Here is an 11981-nt window from a genome sequence, read left to right as displayed (position 1 = left end):
AAATAATTGCCTTGTTCTTCCCTTTGACCTTCTCCCTGATCTACTCTATAAGCTTCTATCTTAGACATCATATTGCATACCGTTTTTTCAGAGCAGCAAACTTGGGTGGGCGCATACAGTCGATTCAATTTAAAAGTAGTGAAAGGCAACTGAGTGTAGCTGTACATTAAATACCTCAAGCGAAGTTAACGCAGTAACACTCTTGTAGTGAAATGAGTATAACGTCACAATTTTTACTTAACCCTTATACTCCTTACAAACTCTCACATCGTATTACTGGCAACCTATATAAATAGACTACTGGTTGTCGGTATTCTAAATACGAATTGTCAAAAAGCTAAAAATTAATAAATAAAAATTTACCTAACAAAAACTTCATAACTATTAACTGAATACTATAAAGAAAAGGAAATTTACTATGAGTAGACAAGACCATATCGATAAAGTGCAAGAACTGGTAAAAGACATTAAATTTGCCATGATGACCACCCGCACTCACGAAGACCACCTACATGCTTGCCCAATGACTACCAGTGAGACAAGTATTGGCGCAAAAGAAATTTGGTTCATCGGTGATAAGACCACTGAAACGGTTAAAGATATCGAAAGAAATCCGCAAGTCAACTTGGCCTACGTCAGTCAAGATGCCAAAAATTATGTCTCTATCAACGGTAAGGCAGAATTGGTCGAAGACCAAGAAAAGCTAGATGAGCTGTGGTCACCGATCTACAATGCGTTTTATGAGCAAGGTAAAGAAGATCCAAATATACAATTAATTAAAGTCGTACCACATGGTGCAGAATACTGGCTAAGCGGTAGCTCAGTGGTTAACATGTTCAAGATGACCACCGCTGCGGTAATGGATGGTAAAAAAGCGACTAATTTGGGTGAAAACAACTCTGTGACTTTATAAAAGTTAGTAACGTTATAAGAAACCGTTATTTAAAAGCAAAATAGCAGAATACAAAAACGCCAGTGGCTAATGCGACTGGCGTTTTTTATGTTTGGTAGTTTGTCTCTTATTTCACAGTAAAATAAAAGCTATAATTATTGCGGCGGTTTTGCATAGCCATTGTCAGCTGGATAGGCTTGTGGCTGTTGAGGCTTTGGCTTAGTAGGATCATACAACTCATAAATGGCCGTCCCAATTACACCCGTATTACTGATAGAGCCCGAGCTGGTATTGGCAGCATAGGCACTCTCTGGCTTGCTAAAAATAAAGGATGCCACTGAACTCTGACTCTTACGGAAGCCCTCAATCACCAAATCGTCATTTGGCTCTAATACATATCCACTGTCATAACGACTGGCAGCACTGCCATCCAGTACATTTAGACCATCGACACTGGCAACGATTTCATAAGTGTTGGCACTGTTGTTATGATATACCAAACGATAGGCCTGACCCGCCTGACCTTGAAGGTAGTAGTTGCCAGCATTACGATAGAGCGATAATTTTCCAGCATCGGTTGCCGCCGAAAACTCCACCTTACCAGCCAGTAATGACATGCTATTTACAGCACGGCCAGTATAGGATTTGTCTGCATAACGAACCTGCATTTGCTCAATAGGCTCAGGATTGGTACGGCGCAAATCAACAGTAGTGACCTCTGAGTTAACATCATCGCCCCATTTGGTACCTAAGCGTTCTGATTCAGCAGCATCCTGAGTAGAACGTTCTGCAACAGAGTCTGTTTGAATGGATTTTTCTTGCTGAATGGTTGAAGTGGACTGCTCTTGCATATTTGAGCCCGAAGAGCACCCTGTCAATAATGCCAATAGTAATACGGCAGCGCCCGACTTTTTCTGATGTGATGTCATGCCTATTTCCTTATTTGAATGACCTCTCATCATACTTCGGCCAATTCTCTTGTATTTTGTTTACTAATTTTGAGTATATATCAACAGTATGTACAATCAAAGAGTAAAATAAATCAATCGCCCCATAAGCGAATACTAGACAACAAAAAACGCCAGTGGCTAATGCAACTGGCGTTTTTATCTAAATTTTATGATACTACAATCAATAGTATGGCTTAACCACTCTGCTTGAGATATGGCCAAGCAGCTCTTAGATAAATCATCATCGACCATAAGGTCAGAACAACAGCTGCTACCATCAATACATAGCCAATGGTTTCAAGTGATTCCCAATTGAGCAATAGCACGGTAATTGCCACCATCTGGAATGTTGTCTTAAGCTTACCCACATAAGACACAGCCACACTGGTACTTTTACCCAACTCTGCCATCCACTCACGCAACGCAGATACCGCGATTTCACGCGAGATAATCACGATGGCAGCGATCGCCATTATGATATTGGGATGCCACTGTACTAAGATGATAAGCGCTACCGCGACCATCAGTTTATCAGCGACGGGATCCAAAAACCGTCCAAAGGCTGACATCACATTGAGCTTACGCGCAAAATAGCCATCTAACCAATCGGTAATCGCAGCGATAATAAAAACGCCCGTCAATAATAAATGACGTACCAAGCTATCGCTAAACTCACTCATGCCTACTCGCGCAATCACATTATCTGAGATGGCTGGCATACCGATGCCCATGGAAGGTGGCCAATAAGCAATGGCGACAAATAGCGGAATCATTAATATTCGCGCAATAGTCAGATTATTGGGCAAGTTAAAAATACTCTTGGTATTTTGCGTACTTGATGGCTCCTGCGTATGCAAATGCGTATTTTCAGTCATGGCAAACCCAGTTTCATATAGACATAATAATGGCAGATAGCTTAGCATTTTTCGGGCAAGTCGTCATGCCATCTCTTTAGCTACTAAGTTACCAATTATATTAAAATCCATCCGTAATCATCATATAACTATGAAGTATTCACATTATTTATTAGTAATGCGCATAAAACCACAAAATCATTCATGTTTATTCGCATTATACTAACGTATATGTTCTATCAAATACCTCTTCTAAATGTCTTTTTAAACGTAATATCATGTAACTAAAACAGCCAAACTGTGACTGTTTACGCTATGATAGTCATTCCAATAAAACACTTGTACACTTAAATAGGTAAGTAACTACATCTGCCTATTGAATTAACCACTACTACTCTAATCTTAGAGAGCAATAGTAGAAATTTTATAATAACAACAACGCCCAATCACTGCCCTTGTAGTCATCATAGTTATTACTACACGCTCAGTTTTCCTCAGCCCACAGTTCCTCCTTTGTGGGCTCTTTTTTGTCTACATTTATTTATTAATAAAATTTTTATTGTTTATATCCATATAGTGCCCTTTTATAACCATCTGAGCATTTTGGTTATAAAATTCCTATCAGAATCTTCTCTGCCCTAAATTAAAAAACCCACTTAACGGTGGGTTCTTAATACAGGTTATAAACCTGTTGAGCTGATACAACATACATTACGATATTTCGAATTTCACATCACTTAACGTCATCGGCAACACTTTGATTGGCACGGCACATAACCATGCCATACCTGCCGTACAGTAGAATTTTTCATTGTCATAAGATACAATTCTCGCTGTAAAATCATTCTCGATTTGATCTCTCATAGCATCTTCATCGCTATTATCATCTACCGCACACCATATATCCTGACAACCATTTTCGAGCATCACGCGGGTTAAATCACTTCCTATCAGCACTTTATTCACCTCTAGCTTTATACCATTCCATATATTACCATAGGTAAATATATCTGTTTATTAGAGGTTTTAATAGCATTATTTTTAATTTAAGGATTAATTTTAATATACATAATTTTAGTAATGAAACACTCATCAATCTCTTATGACTTTACCCATCTCGTCATGAGTTGGTCTATTAGTTCTATCGAATGCGTTTAGATCATTTAAATGCCTATTGAATATCTTGAATCTGCCAAGAGACCTCACTAGTCAATGAGCAACTCCTTTACTCTTATAGTACTTTACGAAGATTATAAATAGCCTCAACCGTCTGTTGTGCCATTTGATAACAGCTTTCAATATTACCCTGTGCACACCAGTCACCACTGATAATCCATTGATGTGGCTCATCGACTAAGATGCTTGGTGCCTCTTTATCAGCGCTGTCATTAATCACCGTTGCCGCATAACGCCAGCGATGACTGTCTATTTGGCTAGGTGCATTTGCTTCATTCCAGTTTAATGCTTGCTGTGCCGCTTGTAGCAATTGTGCTTGGACGGTTTCGATATCATCATCGACATGCTGCTCTGACCAATGATTGCTGGCATGAATGGTAACACTGGGTAGTAGATCATCATGAGCAGGTTTTTGATGCTCGATGAATATTCTATCGAGAATGGAGTTACTCAAATAAGCGACATCCCATTCTGGTTGAACATCTTTACTTAGCGCTTTTGGTAAGGCAGCAATATCACTCCACCCCAACATCAACGTATAACACGCCTGCATCTGTGGCTCAGTAATTCTTGATTGCGCAGCAAAGTTGCTATCTGCCATCAGCTCGGCTGCCTGACCATTAGGTGCGGTACAAATCACCCAATCAAAGTAACCGAGACTCGCGCCAGTATCGTCAAATAACTCCGTTTTTTTATCAACTTTTTCCGTTATAGAACCATCATATTGAGCCAACGGTGCAACGCGGGTTTTAAACTTTATAGTAGTGTGCTGCAATTCATTAGCTAATTCACGTCCCCAACTGGTCATTTTTGGCGTACTGATATAGCGTGCTTGCGTGGTATTCCATTGCTCTTTGCTGTGGATGTCGGATGACTCAATACTATTGTTGGCGGGCATTAGGTTGACTACTTGTGCACACCATGGCTGCAGTAAATCTGTCTCTAGCCAAGGCGCAATGAATTGCTGAAAACTGGCTGTTTTAGCCGTAAAAAACTGTGCCCCAAATGCCCATTGCCAGTTTTTACCCGTTTGACTGTCGGTACGATAACGAGTAGCTAAACGTCCAACGCTTCGCGACTTTTCAAAAATCGTAATATTAGGGACTAGTGTTTTATCATTATCTTGGCTAAAAGCACGCTCCAACAATGTGGCAGTAAACAGCCCTGTCAAACCACCGCCGATGATAGCGATTTTAGGTGAAGTAGTATCGGTACGGTTTAAAGGATGATGAGTCATAATGACAATAAGCCTTATAGGGTATGTGTTCAGAAAATAGTATTTATAAAAATAACAGTTTGTTATTAGTCGATGCACGGCTAAATAGCATTGAACCTTTAAAATCTATTCATATCAATATCGTCTACGTAAAAAAGCCATGCTATTTCTATAACATGGCTTCTTTTTAATTGCCTAACGAGGATAGTGTAGATCTATATGTAATACTTCAAGCGAGGTTAACGCAGTAACACTTTTATAGTAGAGTAACTATGCTCCGCGCTCAGCTTTGACCACTTCGACCAACTGATTAATTACAGAACTGTCTGCAAGGGTGGATAAATCACCTAAACCGACATACTGTCCTGCGGCTAAATTACGCAAGATACGGCGCATGATTTTACCTGAGCGCGTTTTTGGTAACACATTGACGATATGAATCGTATCCAAATTGGCAATGGGGCCAATCTCAGAGCGCACGTGTCGATTCAATTCAGCCTTCAGTGACTCTGTCTCTTTCTCACCTGACTTTAGAATGATAAAGGCGCAAATACCCGTGCCTCGAATCTCATGTGGCATACCGACAATCGCAGCCTCAGCCGTGGCAGGATGTGCGACCACGGCGCTTTCAATCTCGGCTGTGCCTAGACGATGCCCTGAAACATTGAGCACATCATCGACACGCCCCGTAATCCAGTAATGTCCGTCCTCGTCGCGCTGCGCACCATCACCGGTGAAATAATAGCCTGGATAATCGCTAAAATAGGTCGCTAAAAAGCGTTCATGGTCATTGTAAATCGTCCGCATTTGTCCTGGCCAGCTACTATTAATTAACAAATTACCTTCAGCAGAGCCTTCTAATATAGTGTCATCCCTATCGACGATTTCTGGTTTTATACCGTATAGAGGGTTCATCGCTGCACCCGGTTTGAGTGCGTCCGCCCCTGGTATCGGCGCCATTAAGATACCGCCAGTCTCCGTCTGCCACCACGTATCAACGATTGGACATTTGCTATCACCGACGACATGATAGTACCAGTCCCATGCTTCTGGATTGATCGGCTCCCCAACGGTTCCGAGCAAGCGCAAGCTAGAACGATTAGACTCACGTACAAAGGCATCCCCCTCCTTCATCATCGCTCGAATCGCTGTCGGCGCGGTATATAAGATCGTCACATTGTGTTTATCAATGATATGACCGATGCGTGCCCACGTTGGGTATTCTGGTACACCCTCGAACATCACTGTCGTTGTGCCATTGGCGAGCGGTGCATAAGTTGAATAAGTATGACCCGTAATCCAGCCTACATCGGCTGTACACCAGTAGACATCATCGTCCTTGATATCGAAAACATCTCGAAACGTAGAGAGCGCATAAGTGATATAGCCACCAGTCGTATGCAACACGCCTTTAGGCTTACCAGTTGAGCCAGATGTATAGAGTAAAAACAGCGGGTCTTCGGCATTCATCACTTCAGGCTCGCAATACTGCGATTCACCATCCACTAAACTATGATACCAAAGGTCGCGGCGACCACTCATTGGTACAGAGTTACCAGTACGATGGACGACGATGACGTTGGTCACACTATCAGTGCCATCCATATCGAGTGCACGGTCGACATTCGCCTTGAGCGGCGTGCGTTTGTTACCGCGTAAACCTTCATCAGCAGTGATAACCAGTTTTGAGCGACTGTCTATCAAACGATTGCCCAAGCTCTCAGCAGAAAACCCACCGAAGACCACTGAATGCACGGCACCGATACGCGTACATGCCAGCATCGCTACCATCGCTTCCGGTATCATCGGCATATATAAGGTGACGCGATCGCCTTTTTTGACCCCAAGCTTACGCATGGCGTTGCCCAAGCGGCAGACCGATTCGTGCAGCTCTTTAAAGGAGATGATTTTATGTAAGGAAGGATGATCGCCTTCCCAAATAATCGCTGGCTTGTAAGGATTATTTTGTAGGTGTCGGTCTAGGCAATTGACAGAAATGTTCAGCTCGCCATCTTCGAACCACTTGATTCGAAAATCCTCTAAATCATAATTAACGTCGCTGATTTTGGTGGGTTTTTTTATCCAATCAATCAGCTCTGCACGCTTCGCCCAAAAGGCATCATGAGATTCGATAGACTGCTGGTAGTCGGTGCGATATTGTTCAGCTGTCGTATTGGCAGCAGCGATGAACTCAGCTGCAAGAGGAAATGATTTCTGAGTCATAATAGTCATCCTTTTTAATTATTATAACCTGTACCAATCGTCAATAAAGACCGCCTGTACAGGTAATAAGAGCCATCTTCCATAATGCGTGACACGTAAGGTTAGTTTGACAAATAAGCCGGATGGTTGCAAGGCATCGACTGCCATTCATAACAATATCACTGTACAGCTGCATAATTGGTCATACATGATAAAATTTATGGACAGGGCAATAAGCTATTTAATCCTTGTAACCTTAAATAAAATATGGACAATAGCTACTCTAAAGCGAACGCTAAGAGCGACTGACTCTTTTAAAGCACAGTTTTTAAAGCACGATTTTATTAAATACAAGCAATCGGCTTTATTTTTACTATTTTATATCTATAGTCAATTCACCCTATTATCGATACAACAAACTGAGTGCCCGCTATACCGTTGGATAGTGAGCGAGGTTGATACCTGTAGCGATTTTATAGTGGACAGGCTGTATCATTTTATGAGACCACAATGAGCAATCAACGCAATACATCACAATACGCCCACTACGATGTCATTATTATCGGTGCTGGCGCGTCAGGGTTATACTGTGCGCTCACTGCGGGTCGCCGTGGTCGCCGCGTACTGGTATTAGATCATGCCAATAAAGCGGGCAAAAAAATCCTCATGTCAGGTGGTGGCCGCTGTAACTTTACCAATTACTTCGTCGAGCCTGAGCACTTCCTTGGTGCTAATCAGCATTTCTGCAAATCAGCCCTCAGCCGTTATCCCAGTTGGGAGTTTATCGGTATGGTTGAGGCGCATAAAATTCCTTACCATGAGCGTGAGCACGGTCAGCTGTTTTGCGATGACTCTGCTCAAGATATCTTGAGCATGCTCCTTGATGAGTGTGCAGCAGCAGGCGTGCAAGTAAAGCTGAATGCTCAAATTGAAAGTGTGCAAACCATCGAACACGATAAAAATGCTCGTTTTCAATTATTGACCACCAAGCAACTCAGTAAAAAAGAAAAGCAAGAGAGAAAAGAGGCGGCAAATCAAACCAAGCTGCCACAGACAGGCTACCGCTGTGAGTCACTAGTCGTCGCTACTGGCGGACTATCTATCCCAACGATGGGCGCTAGCGGCTTGGGCTACGAGTTAGCACAGCAGTTTGGGCATACACTCATACCGACTGATGCCAGTCTCGTGCCTTTCACCTTCACTGATAAAACAGGTGAGCTAATTCGAGCATTGTCAGGTATTAGCTTGCCAGTCATTGCTAGCAACGAGCGTACCTCCTTTAAATTACCGTTGCTGTTCACTCATCGTGGACTGTCCGGTCCTTCTATGCTGCAACTATCCAACTATTGGCATACGGGTGAAACCATCAGCATTAACCTGCTACCAGAGACAGATACGACAGCGCTCCTATTGACCCATAAAAAATCACACCCCAAACAGCTGATTCGTACGGTGTTGGCGGACTATACAGATAATGCATTACCAAAAAAGCTACTGACTGCGCTACAGACTCACCTGTGGGAAGATATAAAAGATACCGAGCTTGCTAATATTAAAGATGAGCGTTTGGCAGAGCTTGGTGCGAGTCTAAATGGTTGGCAACTTAAGCCGTCTGGTACCGAGGGCTATCGTACCGCTGAAGTCACGCGCGGCGGTGTCAAAACAGACGAAGTATCCTCAAAGACTATGCAGAGTAACTTGCAAGATGGTCTGTATTTCATCGGTGAGGTGCTCGATGTCACAGGCTGGCTTGGTGGTTATAATTTCCAATGGGCGTGGGCGAGCGGCTTCGTCAGTGGCGAGATTGTCTAACGATTCATTTTTTAGCAACTCATTTGTTTGACTATTAATCGGTTTAACAATCAGTCGTGTTCAATATTTTTTATCATGTATTAGAGCATGTTTTTAGAACCTGCTGAACACGCCAGCATTATTACGACTTTATTTTTTATTCTACTTAAGTTGCCTTTTAACTCAATAAAGGTTCAATAACTGCTAGAATAAAAATAGGTAATAATTCTATCGCTGGGTATTACTGCTTCACAAGTAGTAAAAATATATTTCGTCTTACGAGGTAATACATGCGTCCGATTGAGAACGTTCATGGTAAAAAAGCACCGTATTGGGTGGGTGATGGCTTCTATGTAAAAACCTTAATTAACCACCTCGATGACAATGCCGACTTTAACTATACGCATACCGACCCGTTTTTGTTATTCGATTATGGCGTGCCCACCGTTTTTGAGCCAAACCCTGACTATAAGTCACAGCCACATGGTATTGGAGAGCATCCACATAAAGGCTTTGAGACGGTCACCATCGCCTACTCAGGCGAAATCAGTCATGCAGACTCGACCGGTGGATGCGGTGATATTTTAGAAGGTGATGTGCAATGGATGACCGCAGGACGGGGCATCATGCATGAGGAGTTTCATTCAGCAGCATTTGGACAGCGTGGCGGCGTCTTTAGTATGGTGCAGATGTGGGTCAATCTTCCGAGCGCAGACAAACTAACCCAACCAAAATACCAAAGTATCAAACGGACGGAGATACCTCTCGTTGACTTGATAGATAACAGTGACGACAGTGATGGTGATAATCAAACTACTATTGGCAAAGCCGCCATCATCGCTGGCGAATGGCAAGGAGTAACAGGTTCAGCCAGTACTTTTACGCCCATTAATGTCTGGAATATCGAGCTGTATGCCTCTGGTTCAACGACGCTACAAATACCCAATACGCACAATACACTGCTGCTAGTGCAAGAAGGCGAACTACGGGTAAATAATATGCCTGTGAGCGCAGGCAGTTTGATTCAGTTTGAGGCACCTACGCAACATCGTGCTGATATGCAAGATGAGCAAGCGCCTGATACTGATACCATTGAGCTGCACTGCTCTATTACCATCTCTGAAGAACCGACATTAAATCCTATCAAGCTTTTGCTATTCAGCGGTGAGCCTATTGGTGAGCCAGTGGCTGGCTATGGGCCTTTTGTCATGAATACGCAAGAAGAGCTGCGCCAAACGTTTCGAGATTATCAGACGGGTAATTTTATTAAATAGCTCAAGTAGCCGAAATTCATTTATCACGATTCACAAAAAAAGCCACCAAACAATAATTGTCTGGTGGCTTTTTTGCAGATCTTATTTTTATCTAACTAATAAAACACTACGCTTGGTTTAAGAACGGATAGTCGGTATAACCTTCAGCACCGCCGCCATAAAAGCTGTCAGGATGCTGCTCATTTAGCGCAGCGCCTTCACGGATACGCTCAACCAAGTCAGGATTGGCAATATAGTCACGACCAAAAGCAACAGCATCGATGTAGCCTGCTTTAACGTTTTTCTCTGCTTTTTCGGCAGTATAACCACCAGCAGCGATAATCAAGTTATCAAAAGCCGCACGGACGCGCTGACGGAATCCATCGCTATAAGGCGTACCACCAGCCCAGTCAGGCTCTGATAGATGCAAATACATGATGCCGCGTTTGTTAATCTGCTCGATCAACCAGATATTTTCGTCTTCATTATAGCCAGCCTCTACATTATTAAATGTACCAAGCGGTGAAATACGAATACCGACATGATCTGCATCCCAAGCATCTACACAGGCGTCGATGACATCTAGTGTTAGGCGTGCACGGTTCTCACGGCTACCTCCATATTCGTCAGTACGCTGGTTGGTTTGCTCAACCCAGAATTGATGCAATAGATAACCATGGGCACCATGAATCTCAACCCCATCAAAGCCCGCTTCTTTGGCATTTTTGGTCGCTTGTGCAAAGTCAGCGATGACTTGCTTGATTTCATCAAGTGTGGCTGGGCGTGGCGTCGTTGCTTCAACACGGATAGCTTGGTTATTGCTATCACGCAACGAGGTACGTATACCGACATGGACATCAGAGGCAGAGATTGGTGCTTTGCCATCCGGCTGTACGCTCTCATGCGAGACCAGACCGGTATGCCATAGCTGTACCACAATCTTGCCACCCTTGGCATGGACATTATCAACGATGGCTTTCCATGCGGTGATTTGGTCTTGGGTATGAACGCCAGGTGCACCTGCATAGCCTTTCGCTTGAAAAGAAACTTGCGTCGCTTCAGTAATCACAAGGCCTGAGCTAGCACGCTGTGAATAATACTCGCTAGCAAGTACAGTAGGTACATCACCAGGCTCTACTGAACGCAGGCGCGTCAATGGCGCCATAATGATGCGGTTTTTTAGCGTTTGCGTGCCCATTTTTACGGGTTCAAATAAATTATCGTGTGCCATGTTATGCCTTATTATGTTTGTCGTTATAAGTTGGTGTAATTTATTATGAGGTTCATTACTATTAATTAAAGTGCTCGACTATTCATTAGAGTTCTCAACTATTAGTTAAAGTGCTCGCAAATAACTGGCTTAGAACTGTGAAAAATTGCGAGCTATTGAATCAATAGTAATGGGTCAATAGAATATATTATTGCCTATTCGCTAAGCAAAGATGCATATTGAACGACCGTTATCTTTATAGGGAGTGTCCGTTATTATTCAAGTAAACTTTACAAACAGAAACACTGCTTTATATTTATTTAATAAAGGACAATACCTACTATCTCGACAGCCTATTAAAGGGTAAAATCACCATAAGCAAACAATAGTTCTATTATTTGTCTATGAGAACTTATTTTAAACTATAAATATTTATA

9 protein-coding genes are annotated in these 11981 nt (G+C 42.6%); 3 read left to right on the top strand and 6 right to left on the bottom strand.

Translation table 11 applies throughout. From position 1 onward, the window contains the following. Positions 1-418 precede the first annotated feature (418 nt). Positions 419-913, top strand: coding sequence for a pyridoxamine 5'-phosphate oxidase family protein (locus I6E61_RS01675; RefSeq protein WP_197099712.1), 495 nt, complete (start codon positions 419-421; stop codon positions 911-913). A gap of 134 nt (positions 914-1047) precedes the next feature. Here I6E61_RS01675 and I6E61_RS01670 read toward each other — a convergent pair whose 3' ends face one another. The 5 genes from I6E61_RS01670 to acs form a co-directional block, all read right to left on the bottom strand. Further along, positions 1048-1743: a hypothetical protein gene (locus I6E61_RS01670; protein WP_265091275.1), complete on the bottom strand. Its 696-nt coding sequence runs from the start codon at positions 1741-1743 to the stop codon at positions 1048-1050. Between the two features lie 293 nt (positions 1744-2036). Beyond that, positions 2037-2717, bottom strand: a complete 681-nt coding sequence (gene pgsA / locus I6E61_RS01665; protein WP_110922213.1) for a CDP-diacylglycerol--glycerol-3-phosphate 3-phosphatidyltransferase — start codon at positions 2715-2717, stop codon at positions 2037-2039. Positions 2718-3407: 690 nt separating this feature from the next. Further along, on the bottom strand, positions 3408-3653 hold the full coding sequence (locus I6E61_RS01660) for a hypothetical protein (protein ID WP_320158556.1): 246 nt from the start codon (positions 3651-3653) through the stop codon (positions 3408-3410). A gap of 274 nt (positions 3654-3927) precedes the next feature. Beyond that, on the bottom strand, positions 3928-5109 hold the full coding sequence (locus I6E61_RS01655; protein ID WP_197128868.1) for an NAD(P)/FAD-dependent oxidoreductase: 1182 nt from the start codon (positions 5107-5109) through the stop codon (positions 3928-3930). 249 nt (positions 5110-5358) lie between these two features. Further along, positions 5359-7311, bottom strand: coding sequence for an acetate--CoA ligase (acs, locus tag I6E61_RS01650; RefSeq protein WP_197128865.1), 1953 nt, complete (start codon positions 7309-7311; stop codon positions 5359-5361). A gap of 489 nt (positions 7312-7800) precedes the next feature. On the opposite strand from acs, the gene I6E61_RS01645 reads away from it, so the two are divergent. Then, positions 7801-9102 (top strand): NAD(P)/FAD-dependent oxidoreductase, encoded by a 1302-nt coding sequence (locus I6E61_RS01645; protein ID WP_197128863.1) that lies wholly within the window; start codon positions 7801-7803, stop codon positions 9100-9102. 269 nt (positions 9103-9371) lie between these two features. Continuing rightward, entirely contained in the window at positions 9372-10355 is a 984-nt protein-coding gene (locus tag I6E61_RS01640) for a pirin family protein (RefSeq protein ID WP_197128861.1), read from the top strand. A 106-nt stretch (positions 10356-10461) separates the two neighbouring features. On the opposite strand, the gene I6E61_RS01635 is transcribed toward I6E61_RS01640, so the two are convergent. After that, complete coding sequence (locus tag I6E61_RS01635; RefSeq protein WP_197128859.1) at positions 10462-11565, bottom strand: alkene reductase; 1104 nt, start codon at positions 11563-11565, stop codon at positions 10462-10464. Between the last annotated feature and the right edge of the window lie 416 nt (positions 11566-11981).

The organism is Psychrobacter sp. NZS113 (assembly GCF_015864825.1).
GTDB lineage: Bacteria > Pseudomonadota > Gammaproteobacteria > Pseudomonadales > Moraxellaceae > Psychrobacter.
The sequence above is the reverse complement of the archived record's forward strand: the minus strand, read 5'-3'. Positions and strand labels throughout refer to the sequence as shown.

Coding starts and splice junctions, on each gene's coding strand:
- I6E61_RS01675 (WP_197099712.1), top strand. CDS start 419: ATGAGTAGACAAGACCATATCGATAAAGTGCAAGAACTGGTAAAAGAC.
- I6E61_RS01670 (WP_265091275.1), bottom strand. CDS start 1,743: ATGCAAGAGCAGTCCACTTCAACCATTCAGCAAGAAAAATCCATTCAA.
- pgsA (WP_110922213.1), bottom strand. CDS start 2,717: ATGACTGAAAATACGCATTTGCATACGCAGGAGCCATCAAGTACGCAA.
- I6E61_RS01655 (WP_197128868.1), bottom strand. CDS start 5,109: ATGACTCATCATCCTTTAAACCGTACCGATACTACTTCACCTAAAATC.
- acs (WP_197128865.1), bottom strand. CDS start 7,311: ATGACTCAGAAATCATTTCCTCTTGCAGCTGAGTTCATCGCTGCTGCC.
- I6E61_RS01645 (WP_197128863.1), top strand. CDS start 7,801: ATGAGCAATCAACGCAATACATCACAATACGCCCACTACGATGTCATT.
- I6E61_RS01640 (WP_197128861.1), top strand. CDS start 9,372: ATGCGTCCGATTGAGAACGTTCATGGTAAAAAAGCACCGTATTGGGTG.
- I6E61_RS01635 (WP_197128859.1), bottom strand. CDS start 11,565: ATGGCACACGATAATTTATTTGAACCCGTAAAAATGGGCACGCAAACG.